Here is a 20,299-nt window from a genome sequence, read left to right as displayed (position 1 = left end):
CTTGGATATCAGTCCCTAAGAAGGGTTATTGTGCCAGCCACGCTTGGAACTTCGCGTCGATGTCGTCGCGATAGTCAGCCCAGAACTCGTAGTTGTAGAGGAACGTGTTCTGCGCGTTGTTGGGATCGGTTGGCATATGGGGTGCCATGTCGATACCCAGATCCGCGTGGGTGGAAACCAGCGGTGCCGAAGACGCACGCGCCGGGCCATAGCTGATATACTTGGCCTGATCCGCCAGACGCTGCGTGTCTGTGGCGAAATAGATGTAGTCCAGCGCACGGGCCAGACGTTCCTCGCTCAGACCGGTTGGGATGATCCAGCCGTCCAGATCGAACACCTGCGCGTCCCAGAGCATGGCGACGGGCTGATTTTGCTCTTCGATCACCGAGAACAGACGACCGTTGTAGGTCGAGCCCATCACGACTTCGCCGTCTGCCAGCAGCTGTGGCGTGTCGGCACCGGCAGACCACCAGATCACGTCATCCTTGATGGTGGCCAGTTTGTCGAGCGCCTGTTGCTGGCCCTCGTCCGTTTCCAGCACGTCATAAACGTCGTCCTTGGCAACACCATCGCAGAGCAGAGCCCATTCCATGTTGTTGATCGGACGCTTTTCAAGCGAGCGCTTGCCGGGATAGGCATCTGTGTCGAAGATGGCGCAGACAGAGGTGGGCGGCGTGTCGCCAACCATATCCGTGCGGTAGCCGAAGGTTGTGGAATAGACGATCTGCGGGATAAAGCAGTCGGATACCAGCAGGTCACCGAAGTCATCCTCAGCAGAGGTGCCGTCAGGCGCGGCCGCGAGATGCTCGTCCGGGTCGATCTCCATTGCCAGACCCTCGTCGCACAGGCGGATGGCGTCGGCGGCAACCACGTCAACCACGTCCCATGTGACGTTGCCCGCCTCGTTCATCGCGCGCAGCTTGGCCACGGCTTCGGCAGAGGATTCATCGTTGATGATGTTGATGCCCGTCTTTTCCATATATGGATTGTGATAGGCCTGTTGCTGCGAGTTGGAGTAGGCACCACCCCAGCTGACAATCGTCATTTCATTGGCCATGTGGCCGTCAGCTGTGGCCATGCCGGCTGCAACTGTCAGCGCGGTAGATGCCAAAAGCGTCTTGGTCAGTTTCATTATAGTCTCCCAATTATATGCCCGTTTGGGTCTTGAGGCAGGTGGCAACGGGCTTGGCCTCCGCCTCTGTCAGATCGTGCCCGTTGCCCGGACACGACAGGTCGCACACGTCCGCCGTCAGGCGTCCAATGCGCGGCAATCCTGTGGCAGCCAGCCGATTTCGATCTGCTGACCGGGGGTGAGCCGCTCGACGTCGGGCGCGTTGCGGGTCTTGATGATGAACTCGTCGGTGCCCGCGACGCGCAGCCGCGTGCGAAAGATGTCGCCCATGTAGATGAATTCCAGCACTTCGGCTTTCAGCGTATGCGCGTCCTCGCTCAGGCGGTCCTTGTTGTACTCCACCCGCTCAGGGCGGATCGACACGCGTGTGCGCTCCCCCGCCGCCGCGACATTCACGGGCTGTGCGTCAATCAATTCACCGCTGTCCAACTCGATGAGCGCCGTCCCGCCCTTGATTTCCTTGACCCTGCCCTCAAGCGTGTTGTTCTCGCCGATGAACTGCGCCACGAAGCTGTTTTCGGGCTCTTCATAGAGCTTGTCGGGCGGGGCCAGCTGCTGAATGCGGCCATCGTCAAAGACGGCAACGCGGTCGGACATGGTCAGCGCTTCGGTCTGGTCGTGTGTCACATAGACGACGGTGATCCCCAGATCATGCGCCAGCTTGGTAATCTCGAACTGCAGGGTTTCCCGCAGTTGCTTGTCCAGAGCGCCCAGCGGTTCGTCCATCAGCACCAGTTCAGGTTCAAAAACCAGCGCGCGCGCCAGAGCGATCCGCTGCTGCTGGCCACCCGAAAGTTGCGAGGGGCGGCGTCCGGCAAAATCGCCCATCTGCACCATACCGAGCGCGCGGGTTACCTTTGCCTCGCGGTCCGACTTGCTCATCTTGCGCACTTCAAGCGGGAAGGAGAGGTTTTCGGCCACGGTCATATGCGGAAACAGCGCGTAGTTCTGAAACACCATACCGATGCCCCGCTTGTGCGGTGGTATGTTGTTGATCGACACCCCATCCAGACGAATATCGCCGTGGGTGGCGGTCTCAAATCCTGCCAGCATCATCAGACAGGTCGTCTTTCCGGACCCCGAGGGGCCAAGCATCGTCAGGAATTCACCTTTGGGCATCGAGAGGTTGAGGTCTTTGACAACGAGATTTTCGCCATCATAACTTTTTTGCACGCGCTCGAATTCGACGAACGCGTCTGCATTGCTAGTGTCGGCCAAGAGTGGCTCCCCATTGTGTCCGGCGGTTTTCCGCACTGATTGACGCAAATCTAACACGAAGCAACCGATCAGGTGCAAGCGCTTAACTGACAGCTAGCGGTATCATTCCTGATTCAAGGCGATTTGACTGAATGTTGCGCTGGTATTGCGCCGACGTACTGCAAATTTCTGCCATAGTGACAGAATTTCCGGCCAAGCCGCAGTGCAGCGAATCAAGTCAATGGTTTCAGGACGCCGATTTGAGCATGTCCTGTTCTTTCAATTGCGCATAGGTTTCGTCCAGCGCAACGCGCGCGCGCGTCATGAAAAAATCGATATCCTCGGGCTCGATGATCAACGGAGGCGAGATAATCATCCGGTCGCCGACATGGCGCATGACCAGGTTGTTCGCAAAACACCGCTCGCGGCACATGTACCCTACGGTCCCCGCGTCTCCCGCGAATTTCGCGCGGCTTTCCTTATGTGGGGTCAGGGGCAGCGATGCCATCATTCCCTTGATCGACAGCCCACCGACCAACGGGTGCTCGGCCAGCTTTTCCAGACCTGCCCTGAGCGCAGGCGCGCCAACGGTTCGAACACGTTCGATGATGTCTTCTTCTTGCAGAATGCGCAGGTTCTCCATCGCCACGGCGGCGGCGACCGGGTGGCCGGAATAGGTATAGCCGTGATTGAATTCGGTGGCACCGATCACCTCGGCGACCTCGTCACAGACGATCGATCCGCCGATGGGTTGGTAGCCGGAACTCAACCCCTTGGCGATGGTCATGATGTGCGGGCGGATGCCCATGGTCTGGCTGCCGAACCATTTGCCGGTGCGACCGAACCCACAGATCACTTCGTCGGCGATCAGAAGGATGTCGTAGGCGTCACAGATACGCTGGATTTCCGGCCAGTAGCTCTCGGGCGGGACGATGACCCCCCCTGCACCCTGGATCGGTTCGGCGATGAAGGCGGCAACCTTGTCCTCGCCGAGTTCCAGAATTTTGGCTTCCAGTTCCTGCGCGCGGGCCAGGCCGAACGCTTCGGGCGTCATATCACCGCCTTCAGCCCACCAGTCGGGTTGGTTGATGTGGTGGATACCGGGGATTGGCATGCCGCCCTGCGCGTGCATATAGCTCATGCCACCGAGCGACCCGGACCCGACAGACGATCCGTGGTAGGCATTCTTGCGGCTGATGATATGGCTCTTGCCGGGTTTGCCTTTCTCCGCCCAATAGGTGCGGACCATGCGAATGTTTGTGTCGTTTGCCTCTGATCCCGACCCGGCAAAGAACACATGGTTCAACCCCTCTGGTGCCAGCTTGGCGATTTCCTGCGCCAGGGCGATGGCTGGAACATGGGTCGTCATGAAGAACGTGTTGTAGTAGGGCAGTTCCATCATCTGGCGGGCCGCCACCTCGGCCATTTCCTTGCGCCCGTAGCCGATGTTTACACACCACAGACCGGCCATACCATCGAGGATCTGATTGCCTTCGCTATCCGTCAGATAAACGCCCTTTGCCCGCGTGATGACCCGCGCCCCTTTGTCCGCCAGCTCGTCATTCGTGGTGAAAGGATGCATGTGGTGTGCTGCATCCAGCGCCTGAAGCTCCGCCGTGGGCATGTGGTTGGTGATTGCGGACATGGGGCACCTGTCAGTTGGAAAGTGAGGCACGAGGCCTGTGCGCGCAGAATATGATCAAATTATGCAGAGTCAATCGAATCGCTTGGCCGGTGAGGCCGTATCGAGGGACGCCCGGATCTGCAGCATTCCCTGATGCACGTCCTCTGCCATGGCTGTCGCCGCCGCCTCCGCATCGCGGGCGCGCAAAGCCACCAGCAGGTCCGCGTGTTTGTCTGGCAGGTTCAGCGTTCCGTAACGGCCGCAGACAACGCGCAGCGACGGTGCAAAACGCAGCCACAACCGATCTACAGTGGCGCTCAGGATTGGGGCTTGCGCGAGCTCATAGAGTGTCGCGTGAAACTGGTAGTTGTGGGTCAGGTATCCTGGAATATCACCCTGTGAAATGGCAGTGTTCAGCGCATCGTCCTGCGCCTTGAGGCTGCTCAGATCCTCGTCCGTGACGCGCGCGGTGGCCAGTCGCGCCAGCTGTGGTTCCAGAGATTGCCGCATGAAATCAAGCTGTTCGATGCAGCTCTCCGTCAGTTCCGGGACAATCACACGTCGATTTCCCAGCATGCTCAACGCCCCGCCGGAGATCAGTCTGCGAATGGCTTCGCGCACCGGTGTCATCCCGGCGTCAAGATCGTCGACCAGACCCTGAATGGTCACGGCCTGCCCCGGTGCCAGATCGCCAAAGAGAATACGCGCGCGCAACTGCTCATAGACATGCTGATGGGCGGGCAGTTTTGCCGCGGTTGGTGGCGCGTCGGATGCCGGATTTCTAAGCACTTTTATGATCCGTCCCTCCTCCTGGTTCGCCGATAAGGTCTGATGTCTTGCACAGCCTGTGATCGCGTGAAAGCATAAAGCATCTTGCCGAATGGGGCAAAACTTGATCAAATTCACCGAAACCGGGGCAAACCCGGACGGTATCAACGGGAGTATGAAATGAAAAAGCTCATGCTGAGCAGCGCAGCCCTTGCGCTCTGCACGACGGCGACCTTTGCGGATGAAGTGCGGGTCTATAACTGGTCGGACTACATTGACGAAGCACTGCTTGAGAAGTTCGAAGCCGAGACCGGCATCGAGCTCATCTACGACGTTTTCGACAGCAACGAGGTATTGGAAACCAAGCTGCTGGCGGGTGGTTCGGGCTACGACGTGGTGGTGCCGACAGGCACCTTTCTTGCCCGTCAGATTCAGGCCGGCGTGTTCCAGCCGCTCGACAAGTCAAAACTGCCCAACATTGGCAATATGTGGGACGTGATCGAAGATCGGACAAAGCAGTACGATCCCGACAACGGATATTCGATCAACTACATGTGGGGCACCACGGGCCTTGGCGTGAATGTCGGCAAGGTGCAGGAAATACTGGGCGCGGACGCCCCCATTGCGTCGCTTGGCCTGATCTTTGATCCGGGCAACATGGAAAAGCTGGCCGCCTGTGGCGTGCATTTTCTGGACGCCCCGACCGAGATGATCCCCGCTGCGCTGACCTATGTGGGTGAAGACCCGGACGCCAAGGATGCCGAAGCGCTGGAGAAGGCCGAGGCGGCACTGACAGCCGTCCGCCCGTATATTCAGAAATTCCACAGTTCCGAATACATCAACGCGCTGGCAAATGGGGATATCTGCGTGGCGTTCGGCTGGTCGGGCGATATCCTTCAGGCACGCGACCGTGCCGCCGAGGCCGAGAACGGGGTTGAGATCGCCTATAGCGCTCCGAACGAAGGCGCGCTCATGTGGTTTGACCAGATGGCCATCCCTGCCGATGCGCCGAACCCGGAAGCTGCGCACACGTTCCTGAACTTTATCATGGACGCGCAGAACATGGCGGATGCGTCGAACTACGTCTACTACGCCAACGGCAACGCGGCCTCCAAGGAATTTCTGGTCGAAGACGTGATCGGCGACACAGCGATCTATCCCGATGAGGCGGCGCTGCAGAACCTCTATACGGTGACCACATGGGGCCCGCGCGAACAGCGCACCCTGACCCGGACATGGACCCGGATCAAATCGGGCACATGAGCCAGACAACCGGGCGCGGCAATCCTGCGCCCGGCCTTTTTCGGGAATGCGCCTTTGGCTGAAACAGTTTTTGCCCCTTGGGATGATCCCAACGAGAAACCGCTGATCCGGTTTCAGAATGTCACAAAACGCTTTGGCGAATTTGTCGCCATCGACGATCTGACACTCGACATCTTCGAAAAGGAGTTCTTTGCGCTGCTGGGCCCGTCTGGTTGTGGCAAGACCACGATGATGCGCATGCTCGCCGGGTTCGAGACAGTGAGCGAGGGCAGCATCGAACTGGCCGGGCAGGACATCGCCGCCGTGCCGCCGAACAAGCGCGCGGTGAACATGATGTTCCAGTCCTACGCGCTGTTTCCGCATCTCAGCGTCTATGAAAACATCGCCTTTGGTCTGCGGCGCGGCAACATGCCGAAACATGATCTCGACGCGCGGGTGACCGAGATGCTCAAGCTGACCCGGCTCGAGAAATTTGCCCGTCGCAAACCGCACCAGATTTCCGGGGGGCAGCGGCAGCGTGTCGCCTTGGCCCGCAGCCTTGCCAAGGCGCCCAAGCTTTTGTTGCTGGACGAACCGTTGGGCGCGCTGGACGCAAAACTGCGGCAGGCCACGCAGTTCGAACTGATGGACATTCAGGAAAAGACCGGCACCACCTTCGTGATCGTGACCCATGATCAGGAGGAGGCAATGACCGTCGCCAGCCGCGTGGCGGTCATGGACGAAGGCCGGGTGATGCAGGTGGCGACACCCGAGCGGATTTATGAAGCGCCGGAAAGCGTCTATGTCGCTGATTTCATTGGCGATGTGAATATCGTGGCTGGCCAGTCAACGCCAATGGGCGAGGGCCGCTATCACATCTCTTGGGCCGAGGGGCAACAGCCCCTGGTTGCTGCATCCGACCGTCCATTCAGCGACGGACAGTCGTGCCACTTGGCAGTACGGCCTGAAAAAATCGCAATCAGTGCCGAGCGGCCTGCGGATGTGGATAACGCCGTTCAGGGCACGGTGTTGGATATCGCCTATCTGGGCAATCTCAGCACCTACTACGTCGAGCTACCCGGCGGGCAGATCATCAAATCGCAAACCGCCAATACCCGCCGCATATCGCGTCGGAGCTTTACTTGGGAAGATACGGTTTGGGTGTCCTGGACGGCGACTGCGGGCGTGTTGTTGGCGCAATGAGCAGGCAGATGGACAGCGCAAGGGAGGGACAATGCAGAGATTTGCGCTGATCGCTATTCCCTATGCCTGGTTGCTGGCTCTTTTCCTGATCCCCTTCGTGATCGTCTTCAAGATTTCACTGTCCGATATCGCGCTGGCAATCCCACCGTACACACCGACGCTCAGCGACGGTGTCGGCCCTTTCTTTTCGGCTCTGGATTTCGAGAACTTCGCCTTTCTGGCGTCTGATGATCTCTATTGGAAAGCCTACGTCAGTTCGCTCCGTATCGCGGCGATTTCCACCATTCTGACGCTGCTGGTGGGGTATCCCATCGCCTATGCGATGGCGCGCGCGCCGGAAGAATGGCGCCCGACGCTGATGATGCTGGTGATCCTGCCGTTCTGGACGTCGTTCCTGATCCGGGTTTATGCGTGGATGGGCATCCTCAGTCAGGAAGGTTTCCTGAACCAGTTCCTGCTGTGGACCGGGCTGATCGACGCACCGCTGACCATCCTGAACACCACGACTGCCGTCTACATCGGCATCGTCTATACCTATGTGCCGTTCATGATCCTGCCGATCTTTGCCGCTCTCGACCGGCTGGACGGGTCCCTGATCGAAGCGGCTGAAGACCTCGGATGTTCACGGCTGCAGGCCTTCTGGCTGGTCACCATTCCCCTGTCGAAAAACGGGATCATCGCAGGCAGCTTCCTTGTCTTCATCCCCGCCCTGGGGGAATTCGTCATCCCGTCTTTGCTGGGGGGATCGGGTACTTTGATGATCGGCAAAGTGCTCTGGGAGGAATTCTTCAACAATCGTGATTGGCCCGTGGCCAGCGCGGTCGCCGTTATTCTGTTGCTGATCCTGATCATCCCCATCGTTCTGTTCCAGCGCAACCAGCAACGGCAGGCGGAGGAGGAGGCATGAACAGGCTCAGCTGGTTCAATGTCACGTCGCTGACGTTGGGGTTTGCCTTTCTCTACCTGCCGATGGTCATTCTGGTGATCTATTCGTTTAACGAAAGCAAACTGGTGACCGTCTGGGCGGGGTTCTCGACCAAGTGGTACGGCGAATTGCTCCAGAATGAAGCGTTTCTGGATGCCGCCTGGGTCACGATCAAGGTTGCTGTCTTGTCCTCCACCTTTGCCACCGTACTGGGAACGATGGCGGCCTATGTACTTGTGCGCGGAGGGCGGTTTCTGGGGCGCACTCTCTTTTCCGGGATGATCTATGCGCCGTTGGTGATGCCCGAGGTGATCACCGGGCTGTCGCTCTTGCTGCTCTTTATCGGCATCGGGTTGGATCGCGGTGTGCTGACCATCGTTCTCGCCCATACCACGTTCTCGATGTGCTATGTTTCGGTTGTGGTATCCTCGCGCCTGATGACTTTTGACCGATCTCTGGAAGAGGCGGCGCTTGACTTGGGGTGTTCCAGTTTCGATGCGTTCCGTCTGGTGACCCTGCCGATCATCGCGCCTGCGGTCATTTCCGGCTGGTTGCTGGCCTTCACGCTCAGCCTAGACGATCTGGTGATCGCCTCCTTCACCGCCGGCCCATCGGCCACCACGCTGCCGATCAAGATTTTCTCGGCGGTCAGGCTGGGTGTTTCGCCGGAAATAAATGCGCTGTCGACCATCATGATTGGGATTGTCACCGTGGGCGTGATCAGCGCATCGCTGATTTCCAAACGCAACAGCCTGCGCCAGCAGAGAGATGAGCAGGCTGCGGCGCGCACCGCATGACCCGCATCTTTTCAGACTATGCCTATGGGCCCGGCCCGCGCATGGGATGCTGGTGGGATGAAACCTGCGAGATACCAGATCGCCCCGCAGTGCAAGGACCCCTGACGGCTGAGGTCGCGATCATCGGCGCGGGGTTCACCGGCCTCTCTGCGGCGCTTCATCTGGCCAAGGCTGGTGTTGACGTCGTTGTGCTCGAGGCAGAATTTCCCGGTTGGGGCGCCTCCGGTCGGAACGGGGGCTTTTGCTGCTTGGGCGGAAGCATGCTGGATGATGCGGCCCTTGATGCGAGGTTTGGCACATCCGGACGCCTTGAGTTTCGCGCGGCTGAAAAGGCTTCCGTCGAGCTTGTGGCAGATCTGATCGACGCATTGGATCTGGGAGTGGACCGGCACTCCACGGGTGAAACCGAACTGGCGCATCGCCCCAAAGACATGGAAGACCTGCGCCAAAAAGCTGCCAGGACAGAAGAAAACTACGGCGTCTCATCGCAGTTGATCGAGAAAGCAGATCTTGCAGCGGCGGGCATGGGTGGTCCGTTTTTCGGAGCGCTGACCATTCCAATTGGTTTTGGTTTGAATCCGTTAAAGTACCTGACAGGTCTTGCCGATGCTGCAGTTGCATCAGGGGTGCGGATTTACCACCATAGCCCTGTTCGCCAGCTGCAGTCATCTGCGCGGCACTACCAACTTGAAACCGATTCAGGGTGCGTGACCGCCCGGCATGTGATCGTCGCAACCAACGGGTACGCGTCAGAACATCTGCCAAAGGAAATTGCCGGGCGCTATATGCCGGGGCAATCCAATGTCCTGGTGACACGGCCACTCAGCGATGCAGAGATCGCAGAACAAGGCTGGCATAGCGATCAGATGAGCTACGACACGCGCCACCTGCTGCACTATTTTAGACTGATGCCGAACCGGCGGTTTCTGTTTGGTATGCGCGGTGGTTTGATGACTGGACCGGCGGCCGAAAACCGTGCGAGGCATCGGATCAGGCGGGACTTTACGAGATTGTTCCCGGCTTGGGCGCAGGTCGAAGCAACCCATATGTGGTCTGGCATGGTCTGCCTCGCACGTAATCGTCTACCGTTTGTTGGCGAGCTCCGGCCTGAATCGGGGCTGTGGGCAGGTATGTGTTACCATGGGAATGGCATTGCAATGGGGACATTGAGTGGCTCAATCCTTGCAGAGCGTATCCTTGGCGAGGAACCGGAAGTTTATCCAGTGGCGATGCGAACCCCGTTGGCAAGATTTCCATTTGGTCGCGCAAGGCGGGTGATCATGCCTCCCGCTTACGCGGGCCTCATGCTGTCTGATCGGATGTAGCTTCCGCCGGCTCACGTAGGGCCGTAACGTCCTCCGCAGTGACTGTTGACCCGCCTTCAAGAATGAAGACCGTCGCTGCTCCCTGGCGTCGTGCCTCGGTGATCTTTGAGTATGTCTCAGCAGAGTTGACGCCGATTGTTTGGCCCGCCACGCGGCTTTCCACTTTGAAGCTGTAAAGCCCCGGCGGGAATTCCGTTCCATCATCAGCAATGCCCATCCATTCCACGGGGTCCGAACCGATGTCAATTTGCTTACGATGCACCTCTTCTCCGTCGGCATCATAAGCGACAAGGACAGCTTCATCTGCGCCTGCTTCAGACTTCGGAATCACGGTAACCGGTGATCCATCGAAGGAAACAGGAGCAGTTGTACGAGCCTCCATGCCAATCCAACCCGCAATCTGTGAAATGCTGCCCGCCGACATCTGTGCACTCAGCGCCTGCAGCAGATCGTTGGATAGAACCTGCTGCTCCACCATTGAGAACTGGGCCAGTTGCGCCGCATATTCAGATGAATCAATCGGTTCCAGCGGATCTTGATATCGGGCTTGTGCCGTGAGCATTTGCAGGAATGTCTCGAAATCCGAGGACAAGACAGCGTTGGACTGTTCACTTGCTGCCGCTGTCCGGGCTGCGTTTTGCGTTGCCTGAGTGCTTGTGACTTCCATATCGGTTCTCCTTAAAGCCGCAGATCCACCCCGGTCGACGGGGCCATAGTTATTGGAGTGGCGGGGTCCTCTTGCTGCTCACCCACAACCGAATTTGCGGGATTTGAAGCGCTCTCATCGCTGTTTGTTCCAGCATCTTGCTCGGATTGACCCTCATTGAAGGCGAAGTTGATACTCTCGTATCCAAGTGCCTGGAACTCGCGGCCAAGCAGATCAATATGCCGTCGCATCAAATCGAGCGTTTCGGGGCGTTCCGCAAGAACATGAACAGTTATGCCCCCCTCTGCCGTAGAAATGCTCAGCCGAACCCGGCCAAGTTCCTCTGGATTAAGGGAGAGTTCCACCGGCCGATCCGGTAAACGCTGCAGGATTTCGGTAATTTGACGACCAATCATGCCGGGTGTCTCTGGCCGGGACAGTGTCTGCGCAAGGGTGTTTGGCGCCACGCTCCGCGGATCCCAAGACGTTGGTGTATCCACATCTCCTATTGGAGGCATTGCGACATCAAGAGAGGACGTGTCGGACTGGGCCGTCAGTGGCATGATTGGGTGAGGTGCTGTCGGAACCTGTGTTGTCGCTATCGTTACAGACGGCTTGGCATTGGCGTTCTGCTGTACTGCAACGTCTTTCGGTGCGCGGTCTTTTTCTGCATCAACTTTTGAGCGTGCCTCTGCCCGTGGACCGATTGCCTCTATGTCCACTTTTCTTTGAGGAATGGATGTGGCGGGTGCTGTTGTTTCAAGCGCCTGCGCGGTTTTGGCAGAGGCTGTTGTCGGTGCAGAGCCATCAGCATCAGTTTGAATTGCAGTGACTTTCGGCACGCTGTTACTACCCGTCTCTGGGCCCGGCGTCACGTTTGCTTTCGTTGCTTGCAGGATCACAGGCTGCGTGCTCGCTTCTCTAGCCACAGGCGGTGCGGAAACAGTTGTTGGATCATTGGTCGCCGTTGACCTCTGTTCCGTGAAAACGCGCTGCGCAAAGACAAGCTCGCTTGTTGCTGCACCGCCCTTCTGCGCTCCTTTTTCTGCTGCGACCTTGTCTTCTGTTCCGGTTTTCGGCGACGGAACAGGCAGTTCCTCCTCCGGCAAAGTTTCCGCTTCGAAAGTCACAACAGGGTCCGCTTCTTCGGCCTCAGCCTCTCGCGATTTCTCACGCGCGGCGGCGTTCTCTTCTGGCGCGGGGCTTCTCGCTGTATCGTCTTCGCCTGCTGATTTTGCTTCCTTCTCGGCATCGGACGCATATGCCGATTCGAAATCGGGTTCCGATCGATCCCGATCATCTTTCACTTTCGGATCATCTGCGACACCTGACTTTTCAGTACGATTAGCCTTCGCAGATGGCTGTATAGATAGGATTTCAAGCACAAGCGCCTCCGGGACTTCTTCCACGTTCCGCGAGCTTTATGACGTTGGATAGTTACCGCATCTTTACCGATTTGGCGCATGGTTCAGAAAAATAGTTGCAATTGGAGACACCTGTCATGCCTGCAATACCCCCGGTTGGATCACAGCCGACGACCACGTCCCGTCAGGATCAGGCGCTGCGCGAAGTCGCGCAGAAACTGGAGGCCGGATTTCTTGCGGAAATGCTGAAATCAGCAGGTTTAGGCAAAACGAGCGATCATTTTGGCGGGGGTGCAGGTGAGGATCAATTCGGATCGTTTCTGCTGCAGGAACAAGCAATGCAGATGGTCAAGGCTGGCGGCATCGGCTTAAGCGAATCACTGTTTCACGCATTGAAGGAGAGACAAAATGACGGATGAACATTTCGAGGACGTGATCGACGCGTTGGATGACGTTCTGGAGGCCGAGCGTGCTGCGTTGCTGATAGGCGACCTAGATGAAATTGGCCGCTTGTTGGAGCGCAAAGAATCGCTGATCGACCAGCTTGCCGCTTTGGAAGAGGCAGATCGCGCGCCTTTGGAAGCCCTGAACGCGAAGGTCATGCGCAATCAGGCGCTCCTGGATAGCGCGCTGGAGGGTATTCGGACGGTCGCGCGCAGGCTCGCCGCGCTGAGGCGTGTTCGGAGCTCGCTCGAAACTTATGATGAAAAGGGTGAACGCCGCACAATCGACGTGACACCTGATGGCGCCGTTGAAAAGCGTGCCTGAGGTGGGATTTGAATAAAAACCGAATGACAGGGGCTGATCGACTTAAGCAGTCATTAGCCTTTGTCCGGGCATGTTGGCGATGCATCCGAGGTCGGGTGGCGCGTCGTCAGATATAGGCGATTGCATTGGTCAGAAAGACAGTTTCGTCCCCGCGTGAAGACGCCGGGGGCACAATCCACGCAAAGCGTGAATGATCAAAGGAACATGCTTATGTCGAGCATTCTTACCAACAACAGCGCTATGGTCGCGCTGCAGACCCTGAAATCCATCAATATGAACCTGGGCAAAGTCCAAAGCGAAATTTCCACAGGTAAGACAGTGGAAAGCGCCAAGGACAATGCTGCCGTTTGGGCGATCTCTAAAGTCATGTCTTCGGACGTCGCTGGCTTTGAAGCCATTTCCGACTCGCTGGCCTTGGGTCAGGCGACTGTCGGTGTTGCGCTGAACGCATCGGAAAGCATTACTGACCTGCTGACCGAAATCAAAGGCAAGATCGTCAACTCTCAGGAAGAGAACGTCGACCGCGCCAAGATCCAGACGGATATCGAAGCGCTGACCAACCAGATCGGTTCGATTGTTGGTGCCGCTCAGTTCAACGGTCTGAACCTGCTGAATGACGATGGCATTGCTCTGGAAGACCAGACATCCAACATCCTGTCTTCGCTTGACCGCGCCAGCGATGGTACGGTGACATCTGGTGAAATCAGCGTCAGCCGTTCCAACCTTGGGACCAATAATGCATCTCTCGATGCGACGGCTACCTTCGCTGCTGGCGGAGCAGCTGTCGGCGGTGCGGCTACCGCAAACCTTACTACCGTCGGGACCTCGGTCGTCAATCAAACCATGTTGGTTGCTGGCACTGGTATCACCGATCTCGCTGGTGCTGCATTCGAAGTACAAATCGCTGGTGCTGGTACCTATGCGGGCAGTGACTTTGACACCGGTGGCAGCATTGCTGCGGCGGAAATCGTTTATACCGCTCAAGAAGGTGATACCGCTGCTGATGTAGCTGCTGGTCTCGCAGCGGCGTATGCGGTCTACGCGTCTGCAAACGGTTTGGACACAGAGGCTCTCAACGTTGTCGCGAATGGTGACGATCTTGTTTGGACGGCGACTAACACAACCGCTGCCAACAACTACAGCATCAACGTAAACGTCGTTGACTCGGATGGCACCGGTGATGGTAACACACGCGCAGGTGCTCTGGCGGCGCTGAGCGGGATTGACGTGACAACGGATGACGGCGCCGAAAGCGCGCTGACTGCGATCGAGGGTCTGATCCAGACGTCGATCGATACGGCCGCCGAGCTGGGTTCCACAGGCAGCCGGATCGAAACGCAAGCTGACTTTGTTAGCAAGCTGACCGACCGTCTGACTTCGGGCATCGGCGCACTGGTGGACGCAGACATGGAAGCGGCCTCGGCCAAGCTTCAGGCGCTGCAGACACAGCAGCAGCTGGGTGTTCAGGCCCTGTCTATTGCCAACCAGGCACCGCAGACTCTCCTGTCGCTCTTCCGTTAAGCGATACCTCAGGGGCGCGGAGTTTCGCGCCCCTGAACCAAATTTCCAGTTTCCAATGAAGGTTGTATCGTGAACGCTTACGCACAAGCCCAGAGCGCATACGCGCCCGCAGCGGCTCCGACCAGAACGGCCCGCAGTGCAGAATATGAAGTCATCGCTCGCATTTCCCATCGCTTGAAAAAGGCGATTAGATCGGACGATTTTTCGTCTCTGGCAGAGGCATTGTACGAAAACAACAAACTTTGGACAGCGCTTGCCGTCGACGTAATGGACGAAAACAATCTTCTTCCAGATGAGTTGCGTGCCAAGATTGTATACTTGGCGGAGTTCACACGGCTGCACACCCAAAAAGTGCTCCGCAAACAAGAGACTGCTATCCCGTTGTTGGAGATAAATGCGATGATCCTGGGCGGTCTTAAGCAGGAAGGAGACGCGAAATGAGTGGCCTCGTCTTGAAGCTGAGCCCAAAAGAGCGTGTTTTGATAAACGGTGTCGTTATCGAGAATGGCGATCGTCGTAGCCGGCTTGCAATTATGACCCCTGGTGCAAACATTTTGAGATTGCGCGATGCAATCCACCCGGAAGATGCCAAAACGCCGGTAAAACGCGTATGCTTTGCGGTACAATTGGTTCTGTCCGGCGACAAGAGCCCGGAGGAGGCACATCTTCCATTGCTACGTCAAATTGAAGAGTTGAGCCAAGTCTTCACAGACTCCGATAGCCGCAATGTGTTGGCCGAAGCGACACGCGGTCTTGTTGAGAAGCAGCACTACCGGGCGCTAAAATCACTGCGTGCGTTGCTCCCACGTGAGGAGCGACTTTTGGCGGCAAGGATGAACTGATGTTTGCTCCCGTCATTCCTTCAGCAGGCCTAGCAGGCTGGCGCTTTCTCCAGAGAACCTACGATTCCCAATTGGAGAACTTCTCCAATTCCGCTCAGATTACACGGAACACAGATTACTTTCTGGAAAACATCGGTGATGTGAAGACCGCTGAGGACCTTACCTCTGATCGAAGACTTCTTGAAGTCGCACTTGGCGCATTCGGGATTCAGGATGACATTGAAAACCGCTTCTTTATCCAAAAAATCTTGGAGGAAGGAACGACGGCGAACGATTCATTGGCAAACAGATTTTCTGATAATCGTTACAAGGAGTTTTCCGAAGCTTTTGGTCTGGGGCCTGGTGAAGACCGGCAAATTAGCAAGAGTGGTTTTGCCGAAAGCATTGTCGCTCGGTTTCGCGAAAGCAGTTTCGAAGTTTCTGCTGGGCAGCAAAATGATTCGATGCGGGTTGCGCTTTATGCACAACGAGTTCTGGGCGAACTGGCGAGCCCACCACAGAAATCAGATGAGCGTATTGCCGCAGAAGTCGTGTCCGCAGCGGTGTCAGACTTTGCCTCTTCGGTTGCAGATGATGTGGAGTACTATCAGGACAACATAGGCTTGATTGAAAAACCTGATGACCTTCTGGATGATCCGAGACTTCTCAAAATGACACTTGGCGCATTTGGTCTGCAGGACGACTATGAGGCAATCGTTTCATTTGAGCCCAGCGCCGAAACACCAGTGAGTCCGGAGCGGGAAAAGATTAAAAATGTCTTGGAAGAAGGCAGCATCTCCGTTGTTGCATTTGCCAATGAATTGGACAACCCGGCCTATGCCGAACTCTCCCGTGCCTTTGGCTTTGGCATTGCAGAGGACTTTCAGGCGCGCCGAAGTGGGTTCTCGACACGGATCAGCGATCAGTACATTGAGCAGAACTTCGAATGGCCCAACGGCATAGCATATGACCAGCCGGTAAAAGTTGTGAATGGTGCGTTTGAACTGGAACCATTCAGATCAGACGATATGTCGAACGATGCTAAGTGGTTTACGATCATGGGCGAGCCGCCCCTTCGCAACCTTTTCGAAACAGCGTTTAACTTGCCAAGTGAAATTGGTCAAATTGACATCAACCAGCAGTTAACGGTTTTCAAAGAGCGCGCCCAGTCCATTTTTGGGAGCGATCAAGTAAACCAGTTCTCGGAACCTGAGGCGCTGGATGAGCTGATTACACAATATGTTGTCCGATCTCAGTTGTCTTCTTTCAACAGTGGTGCAACTTCAGCCTCATTAGCTTTGACACTTCTTCAATCGTAATCAGCAACTTCAAGCTGCGGATGTTGGCCTAACGCTTTGCCCCGCGCCTGCAGGTCCAGCGGGAACTCGCACGCGCCTGAGAATGAGTTCCAATTGGGTAAAGCTATTCTCTATGCTTTGTCTTTCAACTTTGGCCAAGAATCCGTCCAAGTCTGACCAAACTTGCATCGCAGCATCAATCTCAGGATCACTTCCCACGGAGTAAAGGCCGGCACGGATCATCATTGCATTGTTGTCGTACACAGACAGCAGATGTCGAGCCTTGGCGATGGAACTGTTTTGCTGATCAGTTGCTGCAGCTGGCAAGCTTCTTGATACGGACCTCAGGACGTCGATTGCTGGATAGCGACCACGTTCAGCAATGATCCGATCAAGGATGACATGGCCATCCAAAACGCCGCGCAAGATGTCGGCGATCGGTTCATCCATGTCTGAACCCGCCACAAGAACACTGAAAACGCCGGTAATATCACCCTGACTATTCTGCCCTGGTCCTGCGCGCTCGCAAAGGGACATAATTAAATGTGCGGTGGATGGCGGGAAACCACGTAAAACCGGCGCTTCTCCAGCCGCCACCGCAACTTCGCGGTGTGCTTCGGCAAACCGCGTGATGGAATCCGCCAGCAGTAAAACCGATTTTCCCTGATCGCGAAAATGCTCGGCCACCGACATTGCGGCCCAAGCGCATCGGCGTCTTATCAACGGCGATTGATCCGAGGTAGCGCAGACGACAATGGCCCGCTTTAAGCCTTCCTTGCCGAGAACTTCGTCGATGAAATGACGCAGTTCGCGCCCGCGTTCGCCAATCATGGCAATAACGACAATGTCAGCTGTCATATTTTGTGCCAGATGGCCCAAAAGGCTCGATTTCCCAACACCGGAACCAGCAAAGAGGCCGATTCGCTGACCGCGAACAATGGGAAGCATAGTGTTCAATCCTGCCATCCCAGTATTCAATCTCTCTCCCATGGCACGGCGTGCGCCCGGATCGGGTGGCGCGCGCCGCAGCGCACGTGCCGTAACCCCTCTCAACAATGGTTTGCCGTCCAGTGGGTTGCCAAATGGGTCGATTGTGCGACCTACCCAAGCGTTTGAAGGAGCGATTCCCCGCGCCTCAAGCAATGCTGCCCTATCTTGCAGTGCAACGCCTTCGGGCGCCTGATCAGGCAACAGTACCAGAAGGTCTCCGTCAAGCTGCAGCACTTCTCCAGATAACGGCTCGCCTTGGCGGTAGACGATAACGAGATCGCCAATGCGTGCTTTTCCAGCAAGACCGGCGACGTGGATCACCCCGCCCTCGACACGGACGACACGGCCAATGGCGCGTACCGGGTTCAATTCAGTGATCTGGGCAGTCAGCCCGTCGAAGGGAATTGGCTGGTTCATGGCAATCCTTTGGTATTCGCACACTCTTTCTAAAGGAATCAGAGTTAAGCCTTGATGAAACCGTTCGAGGGAGAAGCCCCGATGTTCAAAAATTTGGAAGTCTTCAAGATTTCACATGCAATGGCCGTACACGCGGGCCAGAAGCAGGCAGTTGCCGCACAGAATGTGGCCAACTCTGACACGCCTGAATACAAGGCACGTGACGTCGCACCCTTTGCAGAGACATACAAAAGTAATGCCTCTTTGGGCGATGCTGCTGGCCAACGAGCGACGCGTGCTCTTCACCTGAATGGTGCAGTGAGCGGGCAGAGCGTCGACCCAACAATTGATGAAAGTGCGATTGCCTCACCAAACGGTAATACCGTTTCGCTTGAAGGTGAGATGTTGAAATCGCTCGACGCCAAGCGACAACATGACCGGGCTCTTGCGATCTACAAGTCTTCTCTTGGCATTCTGCGCGCCACATTGAGTCGTCAGTAGGGAGAACGTATCATGAACGATTTTGCAAAGGCACTCAGTGTCACATCCAGCGGTTTGAAAGCCCAAGCAACACGTTTGCGCCACTTGGCGGAAAATATTTCCAATGCGGATACCCCTGGATATCGTCGAAAACTGGTCCCGTTTGAGACTTCTTTCAACGCAGGAAGTGGTGTCTCCATGGTTGAAACAGGACGTGTGCAACTGGACCGGTCAACGCTCGAGCGGGTGTATGACCCGGCGCATCCAATGGCGGGGGATGATGGTTACTTTGATAGTTCGAATGTCGACTTGATGATTGAACTTGGTGACGCGCGCGAAGCGCAGCGAAGCTACGAAGCAAACCTGAAAGTGTTTGAACAGACACGGAAAATGTCCAGCGGTTTGATGGACCTGCTGAGAAAGTAACTATGACTAAGACAGCCCGAATGGCTGTGTGACTTCAAGGAGATCCAGAATGGATATGAAAGCTGTATCGGCAATTCAAAGGTTTACAGACGCGCGATCTGTATCTGCGATTGAAAGCTACACGCAGGCCCGTCCTGCCACGGAGCCCTCGCCCGACGAAACGACCGTCGCGGAAGCTGCGACCAAGGTGGCAGTAGATTTCGCACAAACACTCGCTGAAAGCGAAGAGGTCGCCAAAACCTCAATGATCGGAGATGCCGATCCGCATGCGCTTGTTCAGGCGTTGGCCCAGACTGAGCTTGCGGTCGAGGCTGCAGTGACCGTCCGCAACAAAGTGGTAGAAGCCTACCAGGAAATTCTGCGGATGCCCGTCTAAGATGCTGGATGAAATCCTCTTCTTTGACACCTTGCGGCAGGGGTTGTGGATCGCGGTGATCATATCCATCCCGATCCTGACAGCCGCCCTTGTCACCGGCGTCTCGATTGGGTTGGTACAGGCGCTGACATCCATTCAGGAAATGACGTTGACCTTCGTGCCGAAACTCGCCGCGATCGTGATCGTCTTCTGGATTTCAATGGGATTCATGACGCAAACGCTCGTTTCGTTTTTCCACAATCGCATCATCCCGTTGATCATCGGAGGTTGACATGGACAACTCTGGCTACACCACTCTGACCCGCCAATCCGGTCTTATGCGCGAGATGCGAATTGTTGCGAACAATATCGCAAATGCAGCAACGACGGGCTACCGCCAGGAAGGTCTTGTCTTTTCAGAATACGTTCAATCGATAGATGGCGCCTCCAGTCTCTCAATGGGGCAAGGCAATGTGCGCCAGACATCTTTTCAGCAAGGAACTTTGACGCAGACCGGGGGAACGTTTGACTTTGCAATTGAAGGTGACGGTTTTTTCCTTGTTGAAACGCCGGCAGGGGAACGCCTGACCCGGTCCGGAGCTTTCTCGCCGAATGAACAAGGCGACCTTGTTACAATGGATGGCTACCGGGTGCTGGATGCCGGTGGTGCGCCTGTCTTTGTTCCACCGGGTGCGGCCGATATTGCCGTTTCCGCTGACGGCACGATTTCCAGCGAAGGAGATCCGATTGGGCAGATTGGCATGGTTCAACCGCTGAATTCTCGGGAAATGGTCCGCGAAGACGGGGTGATGTTCCGCGCCGACGAAGGATATGAACCTGCAGAAGGAGCGAGGGTTCTGCAGCGATTTGTCGAAAGCTCGAACGTCGACCCAGTTCTGCAAATTACTCGAATGATCGAAGTTCAGCGCGCCTATGAACTCGGCGCAAGCTTCCTTGAGGCCGAAGACGAACGTGTTCGTCAAGCCCTTCGGGCGATGTCTCAGTAAACCATATCAAAGCA

Annotated in this window: 23 protein-coding genes; 16 read left to right on the top strand and 7 right to left on the bottom strand. The window is 56.4% G+C overall.

Annotated features, from left to right (window positions below; genetic code table 11):
• Nucleotides 1–25: 25 nt before the first annotated feature.
• The 4 genes from Q1A07_RS08685 to Q1A07_RS08670 form a co-directional block, all read right to left on the bottom strand.
• Nucleotides 26–1,132 carry an extracellular solute-binding protein gene (locus Q1A07_RS08685; protein WP_299779826.1) on the bottom strand — a complete coding sequence of 369 codons (1,107 nt, stop codon included), beginning with the start codon at nucleotides 1,130–1,132 and terminating at the stop codon, nucleotides 26–28.
• A 117-nt stretch (nucleotides 1,133–1,249) separates the two neighbouring features.
• Nucleotides 1,250–2,350 (bottom strand): ABC transporter ATP-binding protein, encoded by a 1,101-nt coding sequence (locus Q1A07_RS08680; RefSeq protein WP_299779824.1) that lies wholly within the window; start codon nucleotides 2,348–2,350, stop codon nucleotides 1,250–1,252.
• A 226-nt stretch (nucleotides 2,351–2,576) separates the two neighbouring features.
• Nucleotides 2,577–3,974 (bottom strand): aspartate aminotransferase family protein, encoded by a 1,398-nt coding sequence (locus Q1A07_RS08675; RefSeq protein WP_299779822.1) that lies wholly within the window; start codon nucleotides 3,972–3,974, stop codon nucleotides 2,577–2,579.
• A 69-nt stretch (nucleotides 3,975–4,043) separates the two neighbouring features.
• Complete coding sequence (locus Q1A07_RS08670; RefSeq protein WP_299779820.1) at nucleotides 4,044–4,742, bottom strand: GntR family transcriptional regulator; 699 nt, start codon at nucleotides 4,740–4,742, stop codon at nucleotides 4,044–4,046.
• 159 nt (nucleotides 4,743–4,901) lie between these two features.
• Between Q1A07_RS08670 and Q1A07_RS08665 the strand changes: the two genes are divergently transcribed.
• From Q1A07_RS08665 to Q1A07_RS08645, 5 genes are read left to right on the top strand one after another with little or no spacing between them, the layout of a single operon-like run.
• Nucleotides 4,902–5,984, top strand: coding sequence for a polyamine ABC transporter substrate-binding protein (locus Q1A07_RS08665; protein WP_299779818.1), 1,083 nt, complete (start codon nucleotides 4,902–4,904; stop codon nucleotides 5,982–5,984).
• Between the two features lie 54 nt (nucleotides 5,985–6,038).
• A complete protein-coding gene (locus Q1A07_RS08660; protein ID WP_299779816.1) occupies nucleotides 6,039–7,166 on the top strand; it encodes an ABC transporter ATP-binding protein in 1,128 nt (375 codons plus the stop codon).
• 31 nt (nucleotides 7,167–7,197) lie between these two features.
• A complete protein-coding gene (locus Q1A07_RS08655) occupies nucleotides 7,198–8,073 on the top strand; it encodes an ABC transporter permease subunit (RefSeq protein ID WP_299779814.1) in 876 nt (291 codons plus the stop codon).
• Nucleotides 8,070–8,888: an ABC transporter permease gene (locus Q1A07_RS08650; RefSeq protein ID WP_299779812.1), complete on the top strand. Its 819-nt coding sequence runs from the start codon at nucleotides 8,070–8,072 to the stop codon at nucleotides 8,886–8,888. The genes Q1A07_RS08655 and Q1A07_RS08650 overlap by 4 nt, the downstream gene beginning before the upstream one ends.
• Nucleotides 8,885–10,213 (top strand): FAD-binding oxidoreductase, encoded by a 1,329-nt coding sequence (locus tag Q1A07_RS08645; protein ID WP_299779810.1) that lies wholly within the window; start codon nucleotides 8,885–8,887, stop codon nucleotides 10,211–10,213. Before Q1A07_RS08650 ends, Q1A07_RS08645 begins: the two co-directional genes overlap by 4 nt.
• Here the strand turns inward: Q1A07_RS08645 and Q1A07_RS08640 are convergent.
• Complete coding sequence (locus tag Q1A07_RS08640) at nucleotides 10,191–10,880, bottom strand: flagellar hook capping FlgD N-terminal domain-containing protein (protein WP_299779808.1); 690 nt, start codon at nucleotides 10,878–10,880, stop codon at nucleotides 10,191–10,193. The genes Q1A07_RS08645 and Q1A07_RS08640 overlap by 23 nt on opposite strands.
• Before the next feature lie 11 nt (nucleotides 10,881–10,891).
• Nucleotides 10,892–12,244 carry a flagellar hook-length control protein FliK gene (locus Q1A07_RS08635; RefSeq protein WP_299779806.1) on the bottom strand — a complete coding sequence of 451 codons (1,353 nt, stop codon included), beginning with the start codon at nucleotides 12,242–12,244 and terminating at the stop codon, nucleotides 10,892–10,894.
• A 116-nt stretch (nucleotides 12,245–12,360) separates the two neighbouring features.
• Here Q1A07_RS08635 and Q1A07_RS08630 point away from each other — a divergent pair, with 116 nt between their 5' ends.
• The 6 genes from Q1A07_RS08630 (at nucleotide 12,361) to Q1A07_RS08605 (ending at nucleotide 16,652) form a co-directional block, all read left to right on the top strand.
• On the top strand, nucleotides 12,361–12,642 hold the full coding sequence (locus Q1A07_RS08630; RefSeq protein ID WP_299781380.1) for a rod-binding protein: 282 nt from the start codon (nucleotides 12,361–12,363) through the stop codon (nucleotides 12,640–12,642).
• The gene (flgN, locus tag Q1A07_RS08625) at nucleotides 12,632–12,991 is read left to right on the top strand and encodes a flagellar export chaperone FlgN (RefSeq protein ID WP_299779804.1); all 360 of its coding nucleotides are present in this window, start codon (nucleotides 12,632–12,634) and stop codon (nucleotides 12,989–12,991) included. Before Q1A07_RS08630 ends, flgN begins: the two co-directional genes overlap by 11 nt.
• Before the next feature lie 153 nt (nucleotides 12,992–13,144).
• Complete coding sequence (locus Q1A07_RS08620; protein WP_366944057.1) at nucleotides 13,145–14,512, top strand: flagellin; 1,368 nt, start codon at nucleotides 13,145–13,147, stop codon at nucleotides 14,510–14,512.
• Nucleotides 14,513–14,581: 69 nt separating this feature from the next.
• A complete protein-coding gene (gene flaF / locus Q1A07_RS08615; RefSeq protein WP_299779802.1) occupies nucleotides 14,582–14,953 on the top strand; it encodes a flagellar biosynthesis regulator FlaF in 372 nt (123 codons plus the stop codon).
• On the top strand, nucleotides 14,950–15,354 hold the full coding sequence (gene flbT, locus Q1A07_RS08610; protein ID WP_299779800.1) for a flagellar biosynthesis repressor FlbT: 405 nt from the start codon (nucleotides 14,950–14,952) through the stop codon (nucleotides 15,352–15,354). The genes flaF and flbT overlap by 4 nt, the downstream gene beginning before the upstream one ends.
• A complete protein-coding gene (locus Q1A07_RS08605) occupies nucleotides 15,354–16,652 on the top strand; it encodes a DUF1217 domain-containing protein (protein WP_299779798.1) in 1,299 nt (432 codons plus the stop codon). Before flbT ends, Q1A07_RS08605 begins: the two co-directional genes overlap by 1 nt.
• Before the next feature lie 9 nt (nucleotides 16,653–16,661).
• On the opposite strand, the gene Q1A07_RS08600 is transcribed toward Q1A07_RS08605, so the two are convergent.
• Nucleotides 16,662–18,038: a FliI/YscN family ATPase gene (locus tag Q1A07_RS08600; protein ID WP_299779796.1), complete on the bottom strand. Its 1,377-nt coding sequence runs from the start codon at nucleotides 18,036–18,038 to the stop codon at nucleotides 16,662–16,664.
• Nucleotides 18,039–18,119: 81 nt separating this feature from the next.
• On the opposite strand from Q1A07_RS08600, the gene Q1A07_RS08595 reads away from it, so the two are divergent.
• From Q1A07_RS08595 to Q1A07_RS08575, 5 genes are read left to right on the top strand one after another with little or no spacing between them, the layout of a single operon-like run.
• Nucleotides 18,120–18,518, top strand: coding sequence for a FlgB family protein (locus Q1A07_RS08595; protein WP_299779795.1), 399 nt, complete (start codon nucleotides 18,120–18,122; stop codon nucleotides 18,516–18,518).
• A 12-nt stretch (nucleotides 18,519–18,530) separates the two neighbouring features.
• Nucleotides 18,531–18,923 carry a flagellar basal body rod protein FlgC gene (flgC, locus tag Q1A07_RS08590; RefSeq protein WP_299779793.1) on the top strand — a complete coding sequence of 131 codons (393 nt, stop codon included), beginning with the start codon at nucleotides 18,531–18,533 and terminating at the stop codon, nucleotides 18,921–18,923.
• Nucleotides 18,924–18,972: 49 nt separating this feature from the next.
• On the top strand, nucleotides 18,973–19,299 hold the full coding sequence (gene fliE / locus Q1A07_RS08585; protein ID WP_299779791.1) for a flagellar hook-basal body complex protein FliE: 327 nt from the start codon (nucleotides 18,973–18,975) through the stop codon (nucleotides 19,297–19,299).
• A 1-nt stretch (nucleotide 19,300) separates the two neighbouring features.
• Nucleotides 19,301–19,570: a flagellar biosynthetic protein FliQ gene (locus Q1A07_RS08580; RefSeq protein WP_299779789.1), complete on the top strand. Its 270-nt coding sequence runs from the start codon at nucleotides 19,301–19,303 to the stop codon at nucleotides 19,568–19,570.
• Between the two features lies 1 nt (nucleotide 19,571).
• Nucleotides 19,572–20,285 (top strand): flagellar hook-basal body complex protein, encoded by a 714-nt coding sequence (locus Q1A07_RS08575; protein WP_299779787.1) that lies wholly within the window; start codon nucleotides 19,572–19,574, stop codon nucleotides 20,283–20,285.
• The last annotated feature ends 14 nt before the right edge of the window (nucleotides 20,286–20,299 follow it).

Source organism: uncultured Roseobacter sp., from assembly GCF_947492555.1.
GTDB lineage: Bacteria > Pseudomonadota > Alphaproteobacteria > Rhodobacterales > Rhodobacteraceae > Roseobacter.
This window is presented reverse-complemented; position numbering and strand designations above follow the sequence as displayed.

What these genes read in the sequence shown, in the direction of transcription:
- Q1A07_RS08685 (WP_299779826.1), bottom strand. Translation starts at nt 1,132, where the DNA reads ATGAAACTGACCAAGACGCTTTTGGCATCTACCGCGCTGACAGTTGCA.
- Q1A07_RS08675 (WP_299779822.1), bottom strand. Translation starts at nt 3,974, where the DNA reads ATGTCCGCAATCACCAACCACATGCCCACGGCGGAGCTTCAGGCGCTG.
- Q1A07_RS08665 (WP_299779818.1), top strand. Translation starts at nt 4,902, where the DNA reads ATGAAAAAGCTCATGCTGAGCAGCGCAGCCCTTGCGCTCTGCACGACG.
- Q1A07_RS08655 (WP_299779814.1), top strand. Translation starts at nt 7,198, where the DNA reads ATGCAGAGATTTGCGCTGATCGCTATTCCCTATGCCTGGTTGCTGGCT.
- Q1A07_RS08650 (WP_299779812.1), top strand. Translation starts at nt 8,070, where the DNA reads ATGAACAGGCTCAGCTGGTTCAATGTCACGTCGCTGACGTTGGGGTTT.
- Q1A07_RS08645 (WP_299779810.1), top strand. Translation starts at nt 8,885, where the DNA reads ATGACCCGCATCTTTTCAGACTATGCCTATGGGCCCGGCCCGCGCATG.
- Q1A07_RS08640 (WP_299779808.1), bottom strand. Translation starts at nt 10,880, where the DNA reads ATGGAAGTCACAAGCACTCAGGCAACGCAAAACGCAGCCCGGACAGCG.
- Q1A07_RS08630 (WP_299781380.1), top strand. Translation starts at nt 12,361, where the DNA reads ATGCCTGCAATACCCCCGGTTGGATCACAGCCGACGACCACGTCCCGT.
- flgN (WP_299779804.1), top strand. Translation starts at nt 12,632, where the DNA reads ATGACGGATGAACATTTCGAGGACGTGATCGACGCGTTGGATGACGTT.
- flbT (WP_299779800.1), top strand. Translation starts at nt 14,950, where the DNA reads ATGAGTGGCCTCGTCTTGAAGCTGAGCCCAAAAGAGCGTGTTTTGATA.
- Q1A07_RS08605 (WP_299779798.1), top strand. Translation starts at nt 15,354, where the DNA reads ATGTTTGCTCCCGTCATTCCTTCAGCAGGCCTAGCAGGCTGGCGCTTT.
- Q1A07_RS08600 (WP_299779796.1), bottom strand. Translation starts at nt 18,038, where the DNA reads ATGAACCAGCCAATTCCCTTCGACGGGCTGACTGCCCAGATCACTGAA.
- Q1A07_RS08595 (WP_299779795.1), top strand. Translation starts at nt 18,120, where the DNA reads ATGTTCAAAAATTTGGAAGTCTTCAAGATTTCACATGCAATGGCCGTA.
- flgC (WP_299779793.1), top strand. Translation starts at nt 18,531, where the DNA reads ATGAACGATTTTGCAAAGGCACTCAGTGTCACATCCAGCGGTTTGAAA.
- fliE (WP_299779791.1), top strand. Translation starts at nt 18,973, where the DNA reads ATGGATATGAAAGCTGTATCGGCAATTCAAAGGTTTACAGACGCGCGA.
- Q1A07_RS08580 (WP_299779789.1), top strand. Translation starts at nt 19,301, where the DNA reads ATGCTGGATGAAATCCTCTTCTTTGACACCTTGCGGCAGGGGTTGTGG.
- Q1A07_RS08575 (WP_299779787.1), top strand. Translation starts at nt 19,572, where the DNA reads ATGGACAACTCTGGCTACACCACTCTGACCCGCCAATCCGGTCTTATG.